Source organism: Actibacterium atlanticum, from assembly GCF_000671395.1.
Classification (GTDB): domain Bacteria; phylum Pseudomonadota; class Alphaproteobacteria; order Rhodobacterales; family Rhodobacteraceae; genus Actibacterium_D; species Actibacterium_D atlanticum.
In genome coordinates, this window is the sequence record NZ_AQQY01000015.1 from 14,455 (window position 1) to 36,320 (window position 21,866).

Below are 21,866 nucleotides of genomic sequence, written 5' to 3' on the forward strand. Positions count from 1 at the left end.
GATAAGCCTGATACGCGCGCGATCACTATTTCCGTCGTTTATGTTCATCCAGTCGTGGGAATATTTCCACGAAGTTGCAGGGAAGGTGGCGATAATCCAGTTGTAGCTTAAGGATTTCGTCCCACGCATCCTTGCACGCACCGCTAGAGCCGGGCAGCGCAAACAGGTAGGTGCCGTTCGCCACGCCACCTGTCGCGCGACTTTGTACCGCACTGGTCCCGATCTTTTGCATGCTGACCATGGTGAAAACGGTGCCAAAGGCATCCATCTCTTTTTCATACACGTCCCGGTGGGCCTCGACGGTGACATCGCGCCCCGTAAGCCCGGTGCCCCCGGTTGAAATGATTACGTCCACTTCGGGGTCGGCGCACCATGCGCGCAGCTGATTGGCGATCTGATCGCGTTCGTCTTTGATGATCTTGCGATCCGCCAGCACATGACCCGCATCGGTCAGCCGGTCGACCAATGTCTGGCCAGATTTATCCTCGGCCAGCCCACGGGTGTCCGACACTGTCAGGATGGCAATGCGCACGGGGATAAACTCGCGGCTTTCGTCAATGCGGCTCATGATGTGGGCTCCAGTTCGAACCAGTTGGGCTTGGGGCCAAGGTTGACGATCTCTGTATCGCCGACCTGCCCGCTCTCGCCCCAGCTGTCATGAATATGACCACAAAGCGCAAGCCGGGGCTGGATGCGCTCTATCGCCGCATAAATGGCGGTCGAACCTACCGACACCCCGGTGGAGGTCCGGTCGGCGATGCCTTTGGGCGGCGAGTGGGTGATCAGGATGTCGGCGGTTTCACAGGCCGTCAGCATATCCTCGGCCAGCCGTTCCGACAGATCACAGGACCACGCGCCAAAGGGGGTCACCGGGATGCCATAACCCAAGCCGAACAGGCGCAGGCCGCCCATGTCAACGCCCTCGCCATGCAATACGGTCATGTGCGGGAGGGCCGCCGCGCGCAGCTCGTCGGCGCTTTCGGCATTGCCGGGCACCATGACCATCGGCGCCGTAATCCCGCTTAGCAGATGCATCGCCACATCCAGCCCTTCGCGCATGTTGCAAAAATCGCCCGCTCCGATGACAAGATCAGCCTGTTCAGCGGCAACGGTCAACAATTCAGCCCGCCCGCGCGACATGTGCAGGTCAGAAAAGGCGAGGATTTTCATGCCAAATCCCGCAGCTTGGATTGCAGCGACAGCAGATCATGCCACGCTTCGCGCTTGGCGATTGGATTGCGCAGCAGATAGGCGGGATGGAACATGGGCAACGCGGGTTTGCCCAGCACCTCTTGCCAGTTGCCGCGCAGCCGGGTGATGCCGCGACGCCCCAGCAAGGCATTGCACGAATGGTTTCCCATCAGCACCAGCACATCGGGGTTTGCCAGCGCGATGTGGCGTTCCAAAAACGGCAGCATCATCGCCACTTCTTCGGGCTTTGGGTCGCGGTTTTGCGGCGGCCGCCAAGGCAGTACGTTGGCAATATACATCGCCTTATCGCGATCAGGCGCGTCGCGTCGCATTTCGATCGCAGCAAACATCCGATCCAAGAGCTGCCCGGCGCGGCCGACAAAAGGCTTGCCCTGTGTGTCCTCCTCCCGGCCCGGGGCCTCGCCCACCACCATCACGCGGGCGTGGGGCATGCCGTCAGAAAACACCAAAGACCGCGCGCCATTACGCAGATCGCAATGGGCGTAGCTGTCCATCGCGTCGCGCAGGGCCTCAAGGCTTTTGGCGCCCTCAGCGGCAGCTTTGGCCACCTGCACCGGGTCCACCTTGGGTGCAGCGGCAACCGGAACGGGCTCATTGGCGGGCGCGGCGGGTTTGGGCGCTTTGGCGGGCAGTTCATAGCGATTCACCGGATCCGCGCCGATACACTCGGTCGCGCCCAGTTCGATCTGCCATTCCAGCAGTGCTTTCGCAGTATGATAATCCAAAGCCGACTCCATGCGCCAAAGGCTAGGGCCACAGGCCGCAAAGGTAAACGGCGGATCGGTTCTTGCCGCCGCCCATCTGCGTTTCTATAAGAAACCAACCAAGACGGAGGCCACCCATGACGTTTCGCCAAAAACATCTTCTGGGGATAGAGCCTTTGCACCCCGTGGAAATCACCACGATCCTTGATCTGGCCGAAACCTATGTCGATCTGAACCGCCGCGCGGTCAAGCATTCTGACGTGCTGGCAGGCCTGACCCAAATCAACATGTTCTTTGAGAACTCCACCCGCACGCAGGCCAGTTTCGAGCTGGCCGGCAAACGCCTTGGTGCGGATGTGATGAATATGGCGATGCAGGCGTCTTCGATCAAAAAGGGCGAAACCCTGATCGACACCGCGCTGACGCTGAACGCCATGAACCCTGATCTGCTGGTCGTGCGCCACCCGCATTCGGGCGCCGTGGACCTGCTGGCGCAAAAGGTGAACTGCGCGGTGCTGAACGCAGGCGACGGCAAGCATGAACACCCGACCCAGGCTTTGCTGGATGCGCTGACAATCCGCCGCGCCAAGGGGCGTTTGCACCGTCTGAACATCGCCATTTGCGGCGACGTCGCCCACAGCCGTGTGGCGCGTTCAAACCTTATTTTGCTGGGCAAAATGGAAAACCGCGTGCGTCTGGTTGGCCCGCCCACGCTGGTCCCGCGCCAGTTCGCTGAATTTGGCTGCGAGATTTACGACGACATGGAAGAGGGCCTGAAAGACGTCGATGTGGTGATGATGCTGCGGCTTCAACGTGAACGCATGGACGGCGGGTTTATCCCGTCGGAACGCGAATACTATCACCGCTACGGTCTGGACGCCGAAAAGCTGGCTTTCGCCAAGGACGACGCCATCGTCATGCACCCCGGCCCGATGAACCGCGGCGTCGAAATTGACGGTACCATCGCCGATGACATCAACCGTTCGGTCATTCAGGAACAGGTCGAAATGGGCGTCGCCGTGCGCATGGCCGCGATGGACCTGCTGGCCCGCAACCTGCGGGCTGAAACGCAGGAGGGTGTCTATGTATGAGCCCCAAACCCGCGCGCCGCTAAAAGATGGCGAACAGGTGATCGCCCGGTTTGATGCCGACCGCGCCACGTATATTCGCGATCACGTGGTGATGGCCGCAGTTCTGGCCGTGGGCGCCATGGTGGCGTTGCAGCTGATGGGCGAGGTCTGGTGGGTTGGCGCCCCCGCCGCGCTGTTGGCGATTGGGGTGCGGGCTTTTTACTTGGCGTCGGACGATCTGACCGCCTATTGGGAGCTGACCGACCAGCGCCTGCTGGGGCCACAAGGCCGTGCCGCCCGTTTGGCCGAGATCAAAGAGCTGCGCACGCTGGGCAGTGCGGTGCAGATCATAACCGACGCAGGCGATAAGCACCTGATGAAATACCTGGCCGACAAGAACGGTACGCGCGACCAGATCGAACGCCACATGGCCGGGGGGCGCGGATGACCGGCTTGACCTCGGCACTGTACCTTTGGGGGGAAAATGCGCAAACTACTTGAAAATGCTCGACTTATTGACCCCGAAGCCGGGACTGACTCCCCCGGCTGGCTGCTGATCAAGGACGGGGTTATCTGGGCCACCGGAGCCGAGGGCGAAGCCGCGCCGGAATCGGATCGTCGCATCAACTGTGGCGGCCATTGTCTGGCGCCCGGGATCGTCGATATCGGCGTGAAAATCTGCGAGCCGGGGGAACGCCACAAGGAAAGTTTTAAATCCGCAGGGCAGGCAGCGGCGGCAGGTGGCGTGACCACAATGGTCACGCGGCCCGACACCATCCCCTGTATCGACACCCCTGAAACGCTTGAATTTGTCACCCGCCGCGCGGTGGAAGACAGCCTTGTACACATCCACCCTATGGCCGCGCTGACCAAAGGGCGCGACGGGCGCGAGATGGTCGAGATCGGCTTTTTGCTGGATGCGGGCGCGGTTGGGTTCACCGATGGCGACACCGTAACCACGGACACCAAGGTTTTGACCCGCGCGATGACCTATGCCAAATCGCTGGACGCGTTGGTGATGCTTCACCCGCAAGATCCGGGCCTGTCCAAGGGCGCGGCGGTCACCAGTGGTAAGTTCGCCAGCCTGCGCGGGTTGCCCGCCGTTTCGCCAATGGCTGAACGCATGGCGCTGGACCGCGACATGGCCTTGGTGGAAATGACCGGCGTAAAATACCACGCGGATCAGATCACCACCGCCCGCGCCCTTCCTGCGCTGGAACGCGCCAAAATCAAAGGGTTAGACGTAACCGCCGGGGTTTCGATCCACCATCTGACGCTCAATGAACTGGATGTTGGCGACTATCGCACCTTCTTCAAAATCAAGCCGCCGCTGCGCTCGGAAGATGACCGTCTGGCGCTGGTTCAGGCAGTGGCCGATGGGCTGATCGACGTGATCTGCTCGATGCACACGCCGCAAGACGAAGAGAGCAAACGCCTGCCATACGAAGAAGCCGCGAGCGGCGCGGTGGGCCTGCAGACCCTGTTGCCAGCAGCCCTGCGCATGGTGCATGCGGGCGCGATGGACCTGCCGACTTTGTGGCGCGCGCTTTCGCTGAACCCGGCGAAACGGCTGGGTCTGAAAACTGGCCGGATGGCTGCCGGGGCGCCTGCCGATCTGGTGGTGTTTGACCCCGAGGCCCCGTTTATTCTGGACCGCAGCAAACTGGTGTCGAAGTCCAAGAACACGCCCTTTGACGGTGCCAAGATGCAGGGTCGGGTGATCAACACCTGGGTTGCGGGCGAGCGTGTTTTCGGCGATCCTTTGTAAATCATGCCTGAGATAACGCTTTCATATCAAATGCTTGCGCTGGTTGGCGTCGCGGCTTACCTGCTGGGCTCGGTGCCGTTTGGCATTGTCATCGCGCGGCTTTTCGGGCTGGGCGATCTGCGAAAAATCGGGTCGGGCAACATTGGTGCGACCAATGTTTTGCGCACCGGCAATAAGCTGGCGGCTTTTTTGACGCTGGTTCTGGACGCCGGCAAAGGCGGCATTGCCGTGCTGGTGGCCCGTGCGTTCTTTGGATCCGAGGATGCCGCGCAACTTGCTGGTTTGGCTGCATTTTTAGGACATCTTTTCCCGGTTTACCTGGGCTTTAAAGGCGGCAAGGGCGTAGCCACCTTCCTTGGGACGGTGCTGGCATTGGCATGGCCCGTGGGCTTGGCGGCCTGCGCGACATGGCTGTGTGTGGCGGTGGCCTTTCGGTATTCATCGGTTGCGGCGCTGGCGGCGGTGGCATCACTGCCGGTCTGGGCGATGAACCTTGGCCATGGCAAAATGCTGATCCTGAGCATTGTCCTGATGTTGTTGGTCTATGTCCGGCACTGGGAAAATATACAGCGTCTTAAACGCGGTGAGGAGACAAAGATTGGTGGTTCCAAGTAACGGGTACAAATTACGTGTCCCGCTGTTTCTGGTATGTTTCATTCTTCCGCCACTTCTGACGACTGGAGTGCCAATTGCGCTCTCCGAGTATGAAATCTACACCCCCGAACACATTTCATTCTGGTACCTCGCGGTGACATCTGCAGGTTTCTTCGGGATCGGGCCCTATCTGATTGCCGGCTTCCCGGTGATGTTCCAGATGTCACGACGTGTTCCCCCAACGACCGAACGACTGGCCCTAGGGGGACTTTTCGCCAACATGCTGACACCAATTCTGGTTCTCACCTTTTGGCTGATCTTCGATCTGTTAGGGATTTACGAAGCGAGCTTCCGTAGCGCGATCTACTTCACCGCCTTCTGCTTCATATTTGGACTGATCTTTGCAACATTGTGGGGGGCGATGGTTGGCACGCTTTACACGACCCTAGACACGATTTTTCCAGCGCGATGGTTCCGCCGCGCGCTTTGACACAGGCCGCGCCCTGCGCAAATGCACAACAAAAATCATTGATTTGAACGTGATCCCGGGGCTGCTCAAGTAGGTTGGGCAGCCACGATTATGGCCTGCGCAACTTTGAGCCGCCCGGGAAATTTCCACCCGCCGGCTATTTCAAATCACTGAAAGGATGTTCTGATGAACATGTTCAAAACTGTCGTTTCGGCGGCATTTGTGTCGGTCGGGCTTGCGACCTCGGCTTTGGCTGCGGGCGTCGAGATCAACGCTTCGTCCACCGGATTGGCGCTGCAGGGCTATGACCCTGTTGCCTATTTCACCGAAGGCGCACCCACCAAAGGCGACTGGCAGATCACCACAACCTATGATGACGCGACCTATCGTTTCGCCAGCAAGGAACACAAAGAGCTGTTCGAGGCCGACCCGCAGGCTTACCTGCCGGCTTACGGCGGCTACTGCGCCTTTGGCGCGGCCATGGGGTTCAAATTTGATGGCGATCCCAGCTATTGGCGCATTGTCGACGACAAGCTGTACCTGAACCTGTCGCAAAGCATTCAGCAACGCTGGGAAGGCGACATTCCGGGTTTCATCACCCAGGCCGATGGCAATTGGACCAATATCGCGCTGGAAGATCCGGCCGCGTTGCTGGGTCAGTAACCGCGGTTTTCATACCAACGGGCGGTCCGGTTTCGGGCCGCCCGACTATTAAGACTTGTACTTTTAGATTTTCCGGAGCTACCTATGGTTGAATTGTGATTTTTTTTATTCAGGAGATTTCCGATGGGCTTTCAGGAAGCGACAACAACCTGTCTTCGCAAGTATTTCACTTTTTCAGGCCGCGCGGTCCGGTCTGAATACTGGTATTTCGTTCTGTTTTGCTTTCTCGGCAGCTTGTTGTTGGGGGGCGTCGATATGATGGTCTTCGATACAGGAATGGAAGACCTTGGACTGATCAGCAGTCTATTTTCGCTGGCCACTATCATCCCTGGCATTTCGGCCTGCTCTCGTAGGCTTCACGATATTGGCCGCTCTGGCTGGTGGCAGTTGTTGTTGCTGGTGCCCCTCATCGGCGTGATCATTCTGATCTACTGGCTGAGCAAGTCGGGAGAAGGCGAGAACAAGTATGGCCCCGTCCCCGTTGGCGGTGCGGCAGCACTATCGGTCTGAGCGAGCGTTACCGGGGCCGGCCCGTGCCGGGCCCGGTGCTCAATAGCTGAATTCGTTGTAGATGCGGCTGATGTCGCCATTCCAATCGCCGTGGTATTTCTCTAGCAGCTCGTCCGCGGGAACCTGTCCGGTTTCAACACTGTCTTGCAGCGCGTTCAGGAAGTGGCATTCATCCGGGATCATGCCTGCGGCGCCGGGGCGGGCGCGGGCCGCAAGACCGGCGTTAGAAATTTCAAGCACACGGGCGGCAAGGTCGCGCATTTGAACCCCGTTCACTTCGGCCTGTAGCGCCTGTTCGGATGCAGCGACGCGCCAGGCCTCGCGGGTATCAGAGTCCCAGTCTTTGACCAGATCCCAAGCGGCATCCAGCGCGGTCTGGTCATACATCAGTCCGACCCAGAAGGCGGGCAATGCACACAGACGCCGCCACGGGCCGCCATCGGCGCCGCGCATTTCCATGAACTTCTTGATGCGGGCTTCGGGGAAGATCGTGGTCAGATGATCGGCCCAGTCTGACAGCGTGGGGACCTGCCCCGGCAGCGCGGGCAGTTGGCCCTTCATAAAATCGCGGAAGCTTTGGCCCAGCGCGTTGATGTATTTGCCATCGCGATAGACGAAATACATCGGCACATCGAGCGCGTAGTCGACATAGCGTTCAAACCCCATGCCGTCTTCGAACACGAAGGGCAGCATCCCGGTGCGGGCGTCATCCAGATTGCGCCAGACGGCAGAGCGGTAGGATTTCAGCCCGTTGGGTTTGCCTTCAAGGAAGGGGGAGTTGGCAAAAAGCGCTGTGGCGACGGGTTGCAGGGCCAGTGCGACGCGGAACTTTTGAACCATGTCCTGTTCCGACGCGAAATCAAGATTCACCTGCACGGTACAGGTGCGATACATCATGGTTTTGCCCATGGTGCCGACGCTATCCATATAGTCGGTCATCAGCTTATAGCGGCCTTTGGGCATGACCGGCATCTGATCATGGGTCCAGACGGGCGCGGCGCCCAGGCCGATGAAACCCACGCCGACCTTGTCAGCGATGTGTTTTACATCGCGCAGGTGGGTGTTCACCTCGTCGCAGGTCTGGTGGATGTTTTCCAGCGGCGCGCCCGACAGTTCCAGCTGACCGCCGGGTTCCAGCGACACGTTCGCGCCGTCTTTTTCCAGCCCAATCAGGTGTTCGCCTTCAAAGTTCGGCGCCCAGTCGTGGGCCTTTTGCAACCCTTCCAGCACGGCCAGAACCGAGCGCTCCCCGGCATAGGGCAGCGGTTTAAGCGTGTCTTTGCAATAGCCGAACTTTTCGTGCTCGGTGCCGATGCGCCAATCGTCTTTGGGTTTGTTGCCCGCCTCAAGATAGCCTGCCAGCTGGTCAAAGCTTTCGATCGGGCCGCCGCCGGACTGGGGGATAGACATGAGCGCCGCTTTCCTTGCTATTCGTTACCCCTAACAGGTGTCGCCACGGGCAACGGATGTCAATGCAGCTTGCGCCGGTCTTTTTGCCAGATCACGAACTTGGCATTGCGGGTCGAGGATGCGGCCTCGGCGGCCTTGCCGAAATCTGCACCGGGCAGCGCGCTGAGCACATCAAACAGCGCATCAATCCCGGCAGCATTTCCGGGGATGCGCAGCAGGGGCATGCCATCGGAATGGAACACCCAGTGCAGGTCCGGCGCGAAGGCGCTGGCCGAGTTGGTTTCGATCTCGACCTGAACCAGCAGATCAATCGAGGCCATGCCACCGTCAACAGGCGATAGATAGGTGATCTGGCGCTCGTCTACCTCGACCACGCCCTGCCCGCCTTTACCGGTGGGAAAACGGGCGCGGCGCAGAGCGATGACAGCCCAAGCCACTGAGACCAGAGTGATAATTCCGCCGACCCCCTGCAAGACAAAGCCGCCAAAAGCATAGATGCGCAGGCCAATCAGCACCATCACGACCGCCAGCAAGGTTTCCTGGTAGCGGCTCAGGCGGGCGGCGATTTCGGGCCTTATGAAGCTCATGCCCAATCCCCCAGTGCTTGTTGCCAAACGGTCATGGCGGCGACGGCAGCGGTATCAGCCCGCAGGATGCGGGGGCCAAGCGATACCGCATGGGCAAAGGGCAGCGCATGCAAGCGGGTGCGTTCGGCGGCCGAAAACCCGCCCTCGGGGCCAATCAGGATGGCCCATGGCTGTTTGGAAAGTTCTTCCACCGGGTCGCTTGCGGCCCGGTGAGCGCCCGCACCGCCCCCCAGGGCGGGCGCTTCACGCCCCCCCTCGGTGCGGGCACTCACCTGCGTGAGTGTATCGGTCGCACCTGCCAAGGCTTCGTCACAGAACATCAGCTGGCGATCCGGGGGCCAGTTAGCCAGAACAGCATCCAGTTTTTGCAGCTCGGTCACCTGAGGCACGAAGGTGCCGCCGCATTGTTCGGCGGCCTCGACCGCGTGGGCTTGTAGCCGGTCTTGGCGGATACGTTCGGAATTGGTGAAATCGGTTGCCACAGGGCAAATCCGCGCCGCCCCCATTTCAGCGGCTTTCTCGACGATAAAATCGGTGCGGGCCTTTTTGATCGGCGCGAACAGCAGCCACAGGTCCGGCGGATTCATCTGCGGTTTGGTTTGTTCGACACAGGTCAGCACCCCGGCGCGTTTGCCGGCTTGTGCCACCTGCGCCAGCCACTCGCCGCTTTTTCCATCAAAGATCAGCAAGAAATCGCCAACGCCCTGTCGCATGACACCAAACAGGTAGTGGGCTTGGTCGCGGGCCAAATCAAGGGTTTGCCCCTGCCCCGGAACGTGCTCTACAAAGAGCCGGATTTTTGCAGATTTCTTATCGCTCATGGGAGCAGACGATATGACCAGTACACCCGAAACGCCAGAGCTTGCAGGACAGGTTTCCGACGCGGTTTCAGGGAATTGGGTCGATACACGGGCCCCCAAGGCCCTGCGCCCCTATCTGCGGCTGTCGCGGGCGGACCGCCCGATTGGTACGTGGCTGCTGTTCATTCCCTGCCTGTGGGGCGTGCTGCTGGCCGCCGCGGCAACCGGGTGGCGGGCGCTTGATATCTGGATCATTCTGGGCTGCGGCATGGGCGCTTGGCTGATGCGCGGCGCGGGCTGCACGTGGAACGACATCACCGACAAAGATCTGGATGCACAGGTCGAGCGTACAAGATCACGCCCCATCCCATCTGGGCAGGTGACGATGAAACAGGCATATACCTGGATGGGGCTGCAGGCGGCCTTTGCCGGTTGGATCCTGATCACCTTTAATGGGGCGACGATCATTCTGGGCCTATTGGCGCTGATCCCCGTGGCGATCTATCCCTTTGCCAAGCGGTTTACCTGGTGGCCGCAGCTGTTTCTGGGCATCGCCTTTAACTGGGGGGCCTTGCTGGCCTGGACGGCGCATACCGGCTCGGTCGGGCTGCCGGCGGTGTTGCTGTATCTGGCGGGGATCGCCTGGACGATCTTTTATGACACGATCTATGCCCATCAGGACCGCGAGGACGACGCGCTGATCGGCATCAAATCCACGGCCCGTTTGTTTGGCGACAACACCGTAATGATCCTGCGGTTCTTTCAGATGGCAACTGTGATCCTGCTGACCGCGGCGATTGTTGCGGCGATGCTGTCTCAGGCCTCGTTCTTTACGATGATGATCGGTGTTCTGGGCGCCTGGGCGGCCGGCTGGCACATGGCATGGTTGCTCAGCCGTCTGGACACAGAAAACCCCGACGTTTGCCTGACCCTGTTCCGGTCTTGCCGCGATACCGGGCTGATCCCTGTGCTGTTTCTTGCCGTGGCCTTAATGCTGTGATTGCACGACACGCTCTGCCCCAGTAAACACGTGCCACTGCAAACCGGAGCCCGAAGACAGCCTATGCGCCTTGCCCCGAATCTGATCGCCCTGTCCGCCATCGTGATCGCCGCGTTGCTGGCGCTACTGACGGCGGTTCTTGCCTCTCATCTGATCGAAGCGCGTGCCGAGTCTGAAATCCACTCGGCTCTGGCGCGCGAAAGCATCACTTGGGCGCAGGCAGATGCCGATGGCTTGCAGGTGCACATGACGGGCACCGCCCCGACCGAGGCGTTGCGCTTTCGCGCCCTGACCATCACCGGCACGATTGTCGATGCCGCCCGTGTGCTGGACGAGATGGAGGTCACCCCCGCAAAGCCCTTCGAGGCGCCCGAGTTCAAGCTGGAGTTGCTGCGCAACGAAACCGGTGTGTCGATGATCGGCCTGATCCCCGCCGGGGAACAACGCGAAGACATTTCATCCACCGCGCGCGATGCTGCGGATGGCGCACCGATTACCGATATGCTGAACACCGCGGATTACCCGGCGCCCGAGGGCTGGCAGGCGGCGTTGGAATTTGGGCTGAAGGCGCTGGATATCCTGCCGCGCTCGAAGATTTCTATCGCGGCGGACAGCGTGGCCATCACCGCGATTTCTGACAGCGAAAGTCAGAAAGCCAGCCTTGAAGACAAGCTGCGCAACGCGCGCCCCGATGGGGTTGATCTGGCAATGAATATTTCCGCGCCCCGCCCGGTTATCACGCCCTTTACCCTGCGCTTTCTGATTGACGAAGATGGCGCGCGCTTCGATGCCTGCTCGGCCGAGGAAAACACCACCGCCACGCGCATTCTGGCCGCGGCGCGCGCCGTGGGGCTGGAAGGCAAGGCGACCTGCACCATTGGGCTGGGCATGCCCAGCCCGCGCTGGGGGGAGGCGGCGGAAATGTCGATCAAGGCCCTGAAAGAACTGGGCGGCGGCAGCGTCACCATGGCTGATGCCGACATCACCCTGATTGCGCTGGATACGACCCCGCAACGCGATTTCGACAAGATCACTGGCGCGCTCGAAGCGGACCTGCCCGATGTGTTCTCGTTGCATGCGGTGCTGCCCGAACCGGTTGAAATCGACGGGCGCGGTGAGGGTGACGGCCCGCCTGAGTTCGTCGCCACGCTCAGCCCCGAGGGCTTGGTGCAACTGCGCGGTCGGGTGACCGACCTGCCCGCGCGCAGCGCCACCGAAAGCTATGCCCGCGCCCGATTTGGCCTGAACAAGGTTCACGGCGGCATGGTGCTGGATGCTGAACTGCCTGACGGCTGGCCGCTGCGGGTGTTGACCGGGCTTGAAGGCCTGTCGCAATTGACCAACGGCAGCCTGATCGTTCAGCCCGAATTTCTGGAACTGCGCGGTGTCACCACCCGCGACGATGCAAACGCCGAAATCGCGCGTCTGTTCAGCCAGAAACTGGGCGATGCGCAAAATTACAAAATTGATGTCGCCTACGAGGCCCCGCCCGAGCCCGAAGATCAGGCCCCCGCGCCCGAAGTCTGTGTGGCCAATATCAATGACATCCTGACGGCGCAGAAAATCACCTTCGAGCCGGGTTCCGTGACCATTGATGGCGCATCGCGCGATGTGATCGACCAGATCGTCGAGGTGCTGCGCGAATGCCCCGATGTGCCGATGGAAATCGGCGGCCATACCGACAGTCAGGGCAGCGAAAAGCTGAACCTGTCGCTCAGCCAACAGCGCGCAGATGCGGTGCTGAATGCGCTGGTCGCGCGGCGGGTGCTAATCAGCAACCTGACCGCCAAAGGCTATGGCGAAGCCACGCCAATCGCCGATAACGAAACCGAAGCGGGCCGCGAAGCCAACCGCCGTATCGCCTTTACGCTGATTGCGCCGGAACCGGCCACCGACGACACCGCTCAAGAGACCCCATCAGAAACGGAAGACACCAATGAACCGGACTGAGTTTATCATCGCAACAGCCCTGATCCTGTTCGTCGCTTTCCTGATGGGTTGGTTTGCCTCATGGCTGATCCACCGTGTCACCCGCGTCACGCAATCGGAAATGGGTGAACTGGACCAAATGGCGCAACAGCTGCACGAAGCCGAAGAAACCCGCGATCAGGCGATCACCTACCTGCAGCAACGCGAGGCCGAGCTGACCAACCAACTGACCCAGACCGAGGCCGAACTGCGTGCCGCCATGGACGGTCTGCGCGAAGCAAGGCATGAGGCCGAAGAACTGCGCGCCTACGTCGAACAACAGAACGCCGGTTGATCCAGACGCCCGCCTGAGCCGCGCAAGCGGCGAGGTATCTCTTGGCCCGGAACGGGCCGCAATTTGATAAGATTCACCAGCGTTTCAACGCGTCTTCATCGACGTCTTTGGCAGCGACCCAATCGCTGCCCTGTGCTGTGAATTCCTGTTTCCAGAATGGGGCGCGGGATTTCAGGTAATCCATCAAGAACTCTGCCGCCTCAAACGCCGCCATCCGGTGCTTAGAGGCCGTCGCGACCATCATGATCACCTCGCCCGGCGCCAGATCACCATGGCGATGAATGATCAACACATCCTGCAGCGGCCAGCGATCACGCGCCTGCGCCTCGATCCCGGCCAGCGCTTTTTCGGTCATGCCCGGGTAGTGCTCAATCTGCATGCGCTGCAACGTGCCATCCGCATTGTTGCGCACAATGCCGGTGAAGCTCACCACAGCGCCGGCGTCTTTGCATCCGGCGGTGAAACAGTTCACCTCGGCGCCGACATCGAAAGCTTCCTTCTGTACCTGCACGGCCATGGATCAGCCCCCGGTCATCGGCGGAAAGAACGCCACCTCGCGCGCGCCATCCAAGGGCGCGTCAAATTCGGTCAGTTCCTGATCAATCGCCACCCGCAGCGCAGACAGGTCGGCAAAGGCGGCGGCGTAACGTTCTTCGCGGCTACGCAATTCCTCGACCAGATCGGCGACGGTCGCGGCGCTGGTCTCGACCTGTTCGCGCGGCAGGCCGATGCGCTCGCGCACCCATGCGAAATACAGCACATCAATCATTGCTTTCCTCCTCGCGCAGATAGGGCAGCGACTTGCTGAAATAGTCCCAGCCGGTCACCACCGTCAAAAGCGCGGCCAGCCACATCAGGCCAACGCCGCCATAAAACGTGGCCAGCATGCCCTGATATTTCCAGCCCAGGCCGAATTCGTCTGCGATATTTCCGGCCAGCACATCCGCAAATATCTGCGCGCCCATGCCATAGGAAAGCATCCCGACGTAATGTTCAAACAGCCCCTGCAAGAACAGCACTGCGATGGCGACCATTTGCAGCGTGGTCTTCCACTTGGCCAGCTTGGTCACTTTCAGCAAGCCTGCCTGCGCGCCCAAAAACTCGCGCAGGCCGGAAACAAAGACCTCGCGGAAAAAGATGAAGGTCGCCGGGATCACCAGCACCAAAGGCATGCCGGCATAGCCCACCACCACCAAAAGCGCGATCACCACCATCGCCTTGTCGGCGATCGGGTCCAGCATGGCGCCGAAACGGCTGCATTGATCCCATTTGCGGGCCAGATAGCCATCCAGCCAATCGGTCAGGGATGCGCCGACAAACAGGATCAGCGCGACCCAGTCAGCAAAGGGGCGCGGCAGCAGGGCAAAGGCCAGCGCCACGCCGGGCGCGGCCAACAGGCGCAGGACGGTCAGGATGTTGGGGATATTCCATGTCATGACTAGGGGTTTACCGCGTCAGCCCTTCTCATGGAAGAAGCCATAGATGGTTTCGGCCAATGCATTGGAGATGCCATCCACCGCTTTCAGATCGGCCAGCCCCGCCCGGCTGACCGCCTTGGCCGAGCCGAAATGCGCCAAGAGCGCCCGTTTGCGCGAGGCGCCGACGCCGGGAACCTCGTCCAGTTTGGTCAGGCCCATCGCCTTGGAGCGTTTCTGACGATGCGCGCCGATGGCAAACCGGTGGGCTTCGTCGCGCAGGCGTTGAATGAAATACAGCACCGGGTCATTGCGTTGCAGGGCGAAGGGGCGTTTGGCGCCGGGGCGGTGGAACTCTTCCTTACCGTGGTCACGATCCACGCCTTTGGCGACGCCGATAAAGGGCACATCCTCGACGCCGATGTCGGCAAGCGCCTGTTCCACCGCGCTGACCTGCCCCGCGCCGCCGTCAATCAGCATCAGATCGGGCCATGCGCCGGATTGGCGATCCGGGTCTTCTTTCAGCAAGCGGGTGAAACGGCGGGTCAGCACCTCGCGCATCATGCCGAAGTCATCGCCGGGCGTCAGGTCATCGCCCTTGATGTTGAACTTGCGGTACTGGCTTTTGAGAAACCCATCGGGGCCCGCCACGATCATGCCGCCCACTGCGTGGCTGCCCTGAATGTGCGAGTTGTCATAGACTTCGATCCGGTTGGGTGGATTTTCCAGCCCGAACGCCTCGGCCACACCTTTCAACAGCTTGCCCTGCGCCGCGCTTTCCGACATGCGGCGGCCCAGACTTTCGCGGGCGTTACGGGCGGCGTTGAACACCAGCTCGGCCTTTTCGCCGCGTTTGGGCACGGCCAGTTCCACATTGCGGCCCAGCTTGGCCGACAGGGCCTCGGCCAGCAGATCGCGGTCTTCGATGTCGTGGCTGAGCAGGATCATCCGGGGCGGTTGCTTGTTGTCGTAGAACTGGCCCAAGAAGGCTTGCAGCACCTCGGTTTCGGACGCGCCGCCGCCGGTGCGGGGGTAAAAGTCACGGTTGCCCCAGTTTTGATTGGCGCGAATAAAGAACACCTGAACGCAGGCCTGCCCGCCCTCCATATGCAGGGCGATGACATCGGCCTCGGGCACGGTGCGCGGGTTGATGCCCTGACTGGATTGCACCTGAGTCAGCGCGCGGATGCGGTCGCGCAGGGCGGCGGCCTTTTCGAACTCCATCGCGTCAGATGCTTCTTGCATCTGCGCGGCGAGCTCTTCCTGCACGTTGGTGGATTTGCCCGACAGAAACCGTTCGGCATCTTTGACCAGATCACCGTAATCCTCGGGCGTGATTTTGCCCACGCAGGGTCCGGCGCAGCGCTTGATTTGATAGAGCAGACAAGGGCGCGAGCGGCTATCGAACGTCGCATCCGAACAGCTGCGCAGCTGAAACACTTTTTGCAGCTGGTTCAGCGTCCGGTTCACCGCGCCCGCGCTGGCAAAGGGGCCAAAGTAGCTGCCCTTGGCTTTGCGGGCGCCGCGGTGTTTGCGCAGTTCGGGAAAGGAATGGTCGCCGGTGATCAGAATGTTCGGGAAAGACTTATCATCGCGCAGCAGCACGTTGTAATGGGGCTTAAGCTGCTTGATCAGGTTTTGTTCAAGCAGCAGGGCCTCGGTTTCGGTCTGCGTCGTCAGAAACATCATCGACGCCGTCTCGGATATCATCCGCAGGATCCGCGCCGTGTGCCCGTTGGGGTTGGCATAGTTCGACACCCGCTTGCGCAGGCTGCGCGCCTTGCCGACATAGAGAACCCGGCTATCGGCATCCAGCATCCGGTACACGCCCGGCGAATTGTCCAGCATCGGCAGATAGGACTGCACACAGGCGTGCCCGGTCGGCCGTTGCGGGTGTGATTGCGTGCCCAAAGAAGAAATGTCTTCGCCCATAGTGCCCATATCGTGATTCCTTACCCGTGCTGCAATGATATGTCAGAGGTGGCAAGAAAAAACATGTCCACGAAACCTGTGGATAAGTCTGGGGGTTAGTTTGGGCCAGACGCAAATTTTCGTTGTATATGGCCTAGTTCACGTGTTTGCATAATTTTTAGGCGGATTTGCAATGCATTGATTTTAAACGCTATTTTTCTTTACGCCTGTCAAATCATTGAAAACACTCAAGAAATAGTGAAGGTTTTGTAAACGCAATATAACATGTGGACGATTGCCGCAGGTGCAGTGTTAACACGGGCGTGTCAGTCCACCCCAAGAACGTCTGGGGTCTCCCACGCCAAATGCTGCCCACCGTCCACCGCGATCATCTGACCGGTGACGGCTTTGGCCCCCATAAGATACTCCAGCGCCGCGACAATATCGTCTTCGTTGGCGCCCCGCCCCAGAATGGTCGAGGCCCGCTGCGCCGCGAAATGCTGCGCGCTTTGGTTGGCACCGCACAGGGTTGGGCCGGGGCCAATGCCATTCACCCGCACATCCGGAGCCAGCGCCTGCGCGGCGGTCTGGGTAAAGGCCCACAGGCCCATCTTGGCCAGCGTATAGGACATGAACTCCGGCGTCAGCTTATGCACGCGCTGATCCAGCATATTCACCACCAAAGCCTGTGCGACGGGCTCTCCGGCGGCGTCTGGCGTGGCCTTGGGGGCCTGTGCCGCGAAGGCCTGAGTCAGCACAAACGGCGCGCGCAGGTTGGATTCTATTGCCCTGTCCCAGCTGGTCCGGCTGGCGGATTCAATGTTGTCGTACTCGAACAAAGAGGCGTTATTGATCAGCACGTCCAAAGGCCCGCCCAAGGCCGCACTTGCATCTTCGATCAGAGGGCTGACTTCGGTTTCTTTCAGCAGATCAGCCTGCAGCGCCACAGCGTTGCGCCCCATGGCGCGCAACTCGTCTACGACGCTGGCTGCCGCCTCAGCCGAACCGTTGAAATGCACCGCCACGTCATAGCCTTTGCGGCCAAGGCAAAGCGCCATGGCACGGCCAAGGCGTTTCGCAGCGCCAGTGACAAGAGCCTTCTGAGTCGACATGGGATCCTCCGGTTACAGCAACACCGAAGCAACATAGACCACATAAAGCCCGGTCAAGGCCACGCCCCAGTTTTTCGTGATGTTCATATCCCGGAACACGAAGGGCACCAGCAACAGCGATGCCCCGAGCATGACCCAAATGTCATACTGTAGCATCTGCGCAGGCACAGGCATGGGGCCAACGAAGCTGGCGATGCCTATGATGGCAAGCAAGTTAAACATGTTCGAGCCAATCACATTGCCCAACGCCACATCTGCCTGACGGCGCAGGGCGGCCATGACGGTGGTGGCCAGTTCGGGCAGCGAAGTGCCGATGGCGACAAGGGTCAGGCCGATCACGGTTTCCGACACCCCGTAGGAGCGCGCGATATTGACCGAGGCGTCCACCAAAAGATCTGCGCCCAAAGGCAGGCCGATCAGGCCCAACAGCATAAAGCCCGCGATTTTCCAAACCGGCAGGCCGGGGTCGGCGCCTTCCAGTTCTTCTTCGTCCTCGATGGCCATGGAGGCACAGCCCTTGGCATCCTGACGGTGCGAATGGGCCGCACGGAACGCATCGACCAGAACAAAGGTCAGCAGTGCCAGCAACACAAGCCCATGCACCCAGGTGATCGGCCCCAGGAAACACAGGACAATGAAGACCAGCGTTCCAAAGATCATCATCACATAGTTGCGCCGGGTCTCGCATTCTGACGTATGCAGGCCGGATATGATCGCAGGCACCCCCAACACCAGCAGGATGTTGGCGGTGTTGGAGCCAACGACATTGCCAAGCGCAATACCGGGTGCGCCATCTTCGACCGCCTGAACCGCGATCAGCAGCTCTGGCGCCGAGGTGCCAAAGGCCACAATCGTCAGGCTGACAATCAATGGCGGCACGCCCAGACGCAGGCTCATGTTGACCGCGCCTTTCACCAGCGAGTCCCCGGCCAGCAGCAGGATAACAAGGCCAAGGCCCGCGTAGAAAAAGTCGATCATGTCAGGTTCTCATCCCTTGCGGCAGGGGCATGGCCCCTTACCCAGCTTATGGCGTCCGCAATGAGGACATTTCGCGGTTTTTTTCAAGCCGATTTTCCCACCACCGGGCAGGCGCAATCGGCCGAACATGGCAAGAATGGCGATCGCAACAAGAAACAGGCTGACGATTTTGACCATCATATCAAAGACCGAAACGCGCCCATTGTGCGCGCTCCTCTATCTGTTCGATGGCCCCGTCCACGGCCCGCGCTGACAGGCGTTGCCACACCGACCGGCGCAGCCCATAGCTGCGAAATTTAACTTTGTCTCCGAAACGTTCTTTCATCATTGGCACCAAGTGCCCAACCCCGTCCGCCAACCCAAGGTTCACCGCACTTGCACCGACCCAGATATCTCCGGTGAACAGGTCTGTTTCAGTGTGCAGTTTTCCGGCGCGGCGCTCCTGCACATAGGCGATGAAGGCGGCGTGAATATCTTCCTGGATGGCGCGTAGGCGGGCGACGTCTTCGGGCTTTTCGGCCTGAAACGGGTCCAGCAGGCTTTTGGACTTGCCGGCCGTATGCACGCGGCGCTCTACCCCGTGGCGTTTGATAAATTCGTCAAAGCCGAAGCCGGCAGAGATCACCCCGACCGACCCCACGACCGAGGACGCATCCACCCATATTTCATCCGCCGCGCAGGCCAGCCAGTACCCGCCCGAGGCTGCGACGTCTTCGACAAAGGCGATAACAGGGACGTCTTTTTCAACGGCCAACCGGCGAATGCGCGCGGCGATCAGTGATGTCTGCACGGGTGAGCCGCCCGGAGAGTTGATCATCAAGGCCACAGCGTCGGGTTTTCCCCTGGCAAAGGCGCGCTCTAACATCGGAGCCACCCCCGCGTCATTCAACGCCCCCCGCGCACCAGAGGCAATCACCCCGGTCATACGGACGACGGCCACCGTCGGGTTGGATTTCAGGAACGGGATCCAGCGTTTCATGAAGGTGGATGTAGAATGCCTAGGCCCACAGAACAAGGCGCGTTCAGTAAACTCTGGTAGATGTTGCATCTGAGATGCGATTATCCATTCTGTGTACCTACACAGTTAAACTTGTCTTGTGCGGTTATATGAGTACCCTACCGGTCGAGCGATCACACAACTCAGCTAGACCCAAAAGTCATCCGTCACTTCGATCGCGCTGGCTGCTTCATCAAACGTATCGCGACCAAAAACGATGTATGTTGACCCAGCATTTTGAACTCCATTGGGATCAGCATTTATGCTGCCGATAATGAGATCATCAATGCCATCCGCATTGAAATCTCCGGCTGCAGATATCGTTGTCAGCACCGAGTCTGGAGCATTGTTGATACCTGCGATTTTGAAACCATTGGTGCCATCAAGATCAAATGGACTTACGAGTTCTTCGAAGCCTTCATCGGTTCCGAACACAACATACGCGTTGCTATCGCTGGTATCTGCAAAGATGATATCATCAATTCCGTCATCATTAACATCACCGGCAGAACTAACCATGAATCCGTAGCTATCAAACTCGCCTATGCCTTCAATCTTGAAGCCGTTGGTGCCATCAAGATCTCTGAGAGCCAAGGTCGCATCAAACCCTTGAGATGAACCGAAAACGACATACGCTTCTACATTTTCACTTCCGTCTATCGAACTCGTGTTTGCAGCACCGATTATGATATCAGAAACGCCATCACCATTTACGTCCCCTGCAGCACTTAGGGAGAAGCCAGCGTAGTCATACTGGTCTGCGCCTTCGATTACAAAGCCATTGCTGCCATTTAGTTCATCAGGGTTCAAAGTGGCCTCGAAACCTGCTTCGGAGCCAAAAACGACATAGGCCTGGCCGGCCCGACTGCTACCTTCCTCCGAAAACCCAACCACGATGTCATCAATGCCATCACCATTTATGTCGCCGGCATTTGAGACCGCCGATACAGCGTTTTCTTCGCCTATGACAAACCCGTTCGTTCCATCAATGCCATCTAGTTCCAATAGCGGACCAAAACCTGAAACAGACCCAAATATGATATAATTATCTACGATTATATCATCTATGCCGTCGCCATTTATATCGCCAGCACCACTTACTGCCGCACCAAAAGACTTTTCATCGCCTTGGATCAAAAAGCCGTTGTTGCCAGAAAGATCCGTGAGATTCAGGTGTGAACCCAACCCGTCATTCGACCCGAACACGACATATGCCTTTCCATTGCTAGAGGAGTCAGGGCCAAACACATTTGGGGCGCCGATAATTATATCATCGACTCCATCTCCATTTACGTCTCCGGCCGCGCTCACTTGAAACCCGATATAGTCTAGCGGAGCGCCCCCTTGGATTGTCACGCCATTCGAACCATCTAGGTCCGAGAGCTCAAAGGCTTCACTGTTCCAGCTATCAGAACCAAACAGAATATAAACTTCTCCTGCAACTGTCTGGTCATTCGGATTAGCCCGGGGAGCACTAATGATCACATCATCTATGCCGTCACCATTCACATCCCCAGCTATACTGACAGAGTAGCCACTTTTATCGCTTTGACCTTTGCCGTTGATCACAAAGCCATTACTCACGTGCAGTTCTTGAAGCTCAATGACAGCTGGGAACACCTCCTCCTCGGTAGGAGCGAACATGAAATCGGTTGCAACCAAATTGTTCGCCTCTACCCCTGTAAGAAAAATCCAACCATTCGCTGCAGAAAGAAAAGTACCAGACGATAGATGGAAAAGCTTTAAGTCTTCAAAGGTAATACTTAGTTCGCTTAGATCTAGAGTATCAATTCCAGTTTCAAAATCAGAAACGATGCTACCTTGATTTACACTGATAAATTCAAAGGTATCTGCGCCGGTTCCGCCAACCAGAACATCTCGTTCACCTTGGCTGACCAACCTATCGTCTCCAGCACCACCGAGAATATAGTCTTTTCCTTCTCCGCCATCGAGATAATCATTATTGTCGAGACCTAGTAAAATGTCATTTCCGGCATGGCCATAAATTTCGTCATCACTCTCTGTACCCACAAGGATATTGTCTCCGTACGTTCCGTTTTGAAGGAGCCAAGTCTCTCGCAGGTCGCTCCTTGCAGCATGGAAGTGCGAGCTATGATGAAACGCAAAGGAGTATTTGTAAGGGAAGGATTTTGACACTTGCAAAGCCGAATTCCATTTTAATAAATCTAATTACGTGTTGCAGTGTTATCAGCAATGTATTGACTAGGCTATCCCACTAATCGGCGTCGAAAACTATGGTAGTTTAACGACCACAACGAACCATAAATAGACAGACAAACGAGCTTCGTAATAGGTCTGGTATGCTGTATCAGTGAGCGATGTGTTTTTATTGGTTGCGGGGGCAGGATTTGAACCTGCGACCTTCAGGTTATGAGCCTGACG

General features: G+C 58.9%; 24 protein-coding genes. 10 read left to right on the forward strand and 14 right to left on the reverse strand.

Annotation, left to right across the window (positions count from 1 at the left end; all coding sequences use genetic code 11):
• Positions 1-25: 25 nt before the first annotated feature.
• From moaB to ATO10_RS15355, 3 genes are read right to left on the reverse strand one after another with little or no spacing between them, the layout of a single operon-like run.
• Positions 26-568: a molybdenum cofactor biosynthesis protein B gene (gene moaB, locus ATO10_RS15345; RefSeq protein WP_035253288.1), complete on the reverse strand. Its 543-nt coding sequence runs from the start codon at positions 566-568 to the stop codon at positions 26-28.
• Positions 565-1,170 carry a metallophosphoesterase family protein gene (locus tag ATO10_RS15350; protein WP_035253290.1) on the reverse strand — a complete coding sequence of 202 codons (606 nt, stop codon included), beginning with the start codon at positions 1,168-1,170 and terminating at the stop codon, positions 565-567. The genes moaB and ATO10_RS15350 overlap by 4 nt, the downstream gene beginning before the upstream one ends.
• Positions 1,167-1,949, reverse strand: coding sequence for a uracil-DNA glycosylase (locus tag ATO10_RS15355; RefSeq protein WP_035253291.1), 783 nt, complete (start codon positions 1,947-1,949; stop codon positions 1,167-1,169). Before ATO10_RS15355 ends, ATO10_RS15350 begins: the two co-directional genes overlap by 4 nt.
• Before the next feature lie 104 nt (positions 1,950-2,053).
• Between ATO10_RS15355 and ATO10_RS15360 the strand changes: the two genes are divergently transcribed.
• The 7 genes from ATO10_RS15360 (at position 2,054) to ATO10_RS15390 (ending at position 6,990) form a co-directional block, all read left to right on the forward strand.
• Positions 2,054-3,007, forward strand: coding sequence for an aspartate carbamoyltransferase catalytic subunit (locus ATO10_RS15360; protein WP_035253293.1), 954 nt, complete (start codon positions 2,054-2,056; stop codon positions 3,005-3,007).
• Positions 3,000-3,434: a hypothetical protein gene (locus ATO10_RS15365; RefSeq protein WP_051598191.1), complete on the forward strand. Its 435-nt coding sequence runs from the start codon at positions 3,000-3,002 to the stop codon at positions 3,432-3,434. Before ATO10_RS15360 ends, ATO10_RS15365 begins: the two co-directional genes overlap by 8 nt.
• A gap of 36 nt (positions 3,435-3,470) precedes the next feature.
• Entirely contained in the window at positions 3,471-4,754 is a 1,284-nt protein-coding gene (gene pyrC, locus ATO10_RS15370; protein ID WP_035253294.1) for a dihydroorotase, read from the forward strand.
• A gap of 3 nt (positions 4,755-4,757) precedes the next feature.
• Entirely contained in the window at positions 4,758-5,369 is a 612-nt protein-coding gene (gene plsY / locus ATO10_RS15375) for a glycerol-3-phosphate 1-O-acyltransferase PlsY (RefSeq protein WP_035253296.1), read from the forward strand.
• On the forward strand, positions 5,353-5,838 hold the full coding sequence (locus ATO10_RS15380; RefSeq protein WP_035253297.1) for a hypothetical protein: 486 nt from the start codon (positions 5,353-5,355) through the stop codon (positions 5,836-5,838). The genes plsY and ATO10_RS15380 overlap by 17 nt, the downstream gene beginning before the upstream one ends.
• 165 nt (positions 5,839-6,003) lie before the next feature.
• Positions 6,004-6,480, forward strand: a complete 477-nt coding sequence (locus tag ATO10_RS15385) for a YHS domain-containing (seleno)protein (RefSeq protein ID WP_035253299.1) — start codon at positions 6,004-6,006, stop codon at positions 6,478-6,480.
• Positions 6,481-6,603: 123 nt separating this feature from the next.
• Positions 6,604-6,990 carry a DUF805 domain-containing protein gene (locus ATO10_RS15390; protein ID WP_035253301.1) on the forward strand — a complete coding sequence of 129 codons (387 nt, stop codon included), beginning with the start codon at positions 6,604-6,606 and terminating at the stop codon, positions 6,988-6,990.
• Positions 6,991-7,029: 39 nt separating this feature from the next.
• Here the strand turns inward: ATO10_RS15390 and ATO10_RS15395 are convergent, their stop codons facing one another.
• The 3 genes from ATO10_RS15395 to ATO10_RS15405 are packed head-to-tail and all read right to left on the reverse strand — an operon-like array spanning position 7,030 to position 9,808.
• Entirely contained in the window at positions 7,030-8,400 is a 1,371-nt protein-coding gene (locus ATO10_RS15395) for a glutamate--cysteine ligase (protein WP_035253302.1), read from the reverse strand.
• 59 nt (positions 8,401-8,459) lie between these two features.
• Complete coding sequence (locus ATO10_RS15400; RefSeq protein WP_051598192.1) at positions 8,460-8,987, reverse strand: hypothetical protein; 528 nt, start codon at positions 8,985-8,987, stop codon at positions 8,460-8,462.
• On the reverse strand, positions 8,984-9,808 hold the full coding sequence (locus ATO10_RS15405; protein WP_035253304.1) for a 16S rRNA (uracil(1498)-N(3))-methyltransferase: 825 nt from the start codon (positions 9,806-9,808) through the stop codon (positions 8,984-8,986). Before ATO10_RS15405 ends, ATO10_RS15400 begins: the two co-directional genes overlap by 4 nt.
• Before the next feature lie 13 nt (positions 9,809-9,821).
• On the opposite strand from ATO10_RS15405, the gene ubiA reads away from it, so the two are divergent.
• The 3 genes from ubiA to ATO10_RS15420 all read left to right on the forward strand — a co-directional run bounded on the left by ubiA (position 9,822) and on the right by ATO10_RS15420 (position 13,050).
• Positions 9,822-10,787: a 4-hydroxybenzoate octaprenyltransferase gene (gene ubiA / locus ATO10_RS15410; RefSeq protein ID WP_035253331.1), complete on the forward strand. Its 966-nt coding sequence runs from the start codon at positions 9,822-9,824 to the stop codon at positions 10,785-10,787.
• A gap of 63 nt (positions 10,788-10,850) precedes the next feature.
• The gene (locus tag ATO10_RS15415) at positions 10,851-12,737 is read left to right on the forward strand and encodes an OmpA family protein (RefSeq protein WP_035253306.1); all 1,887 of its coding nucleotides are present in this window, start codon (positions 10,851-10,853) and stop codon (positions 12,735-12,737) included.
• Positions 12,724-13,050: a hypothetical protein gene (locus ATO10_RS15420; protein ID WP_035253307.1), complete on the forward strand. Its 327-nt coding sequence runs from the start codon at positions 12,724-12,726 to the stop codon at positions 13,048-13,050. Before ATO10_RS15415 ends, ATO10_RS15420 begins: the two co-directional genes overlap by 14 nt.
• A gap of 73 nt (positions 13,051-13,123) precedes the next feature.
• Here the strand turns inward: ATO10_RS15420 and moaE are convergent, their stop codons facing one another.
• From moaE to ATO10_RS15465, 8 genes are all read right to left on the reverse strand, one after another.
• A complete protein-coding gene (moaE, locus tag ATO10_RS15425; protein WP_035253309.1) occupies positions 13,124-13,567 on the reverse strand; it encodes a molybdopterin synthase catalytic subunit MoaE in 444 nt (147 codons plus the stop codon).
• Positions 13,568-13,570: 3 nt separating this feature from the next.
• Positions 13,571-13,819, reverse strand: coding sequence for a molybdopterin converting factor subunit 1 (gene moaD, locus ATO10_RS15430; RefSeq protein ID WP_035253311.1), 249 nt, complete (start codon positions 13,817-13,819; stop codon positions 13,571-13,573).
• Positions 13,812-14,486: a CDP-diacylglycerol--glycerol-3-phosphate 3-phosphatidyltransferase gene (gene pgsA / locus ATO10_RS15435; protein ID WP_035253313.1), complete on the reverse strand. Its 675-nt coding sequence runs from the start codon at positions 14,484-14,486 to the stop codon at positions 13,812-13,814. The genes moaD and pgsA overlap by 8 nt, the downstream gene beginning before the upstream one ends.
• Positions 14,487-14,504: 18 nt before the next feature.
• Entirely contained in the window at positions 14,505-16,397 is a 1,893-nt protein-coding gene (gene uvrC, locus ATO10_RS15440; RefSeq protein WP_051598194.1) for an excinuclease ABC subunit UvrC, read from the reverse strand.
• Positions 16,398-16,702: 305 nt separating this feature from the next.
• Positions 16,703-17,488, reverse strand: coding sequence for an SDR family oxidoreductase (locus tag ATO10_RS15445; protein WP_035253315.1), 786 nt, complete (start codon positions 17,486-17,488; stop codon positions 16,703-16,705).
• A 12-nt stretch (positions 17,489-17,500) separates the two neighbouring features.
• Positions 17,501-18,466, reverse strand: a complete 966-nt coding sequence (locus ATO10_RS15450; protein WP_035253317.1) for a calcium/sodium antiporter — start codon at positions 18,464-18,466, stop codon at positions 17,501-17,503.
• Between the two features lie 181 nt (positions 18,467-18,647).
• A complete protein-coding gene (locus ATO10_RS15460; RefSeq protein WP_035253321.1) occupies positions 18,648-19,445 on the reverse strand; it encodes a S49 family peptidase in 798 nt (265 codons plus the stop codon).
• A gap of 165 nt (positions 19,446-19,610) precedes the next feature.
• Complete coding sequence (locus tag ATO10_RS15465; RefSeq protein WP_272945314.1) at positions 19,611-21,620, reverse strand: hypothetical protein; 2,010 nt, start codon at positions 21,618-21,620, stop codon at positions 19,611-19,613.
• Positions 21,621-21,866 lie beyond the last annotated feature (246 nt).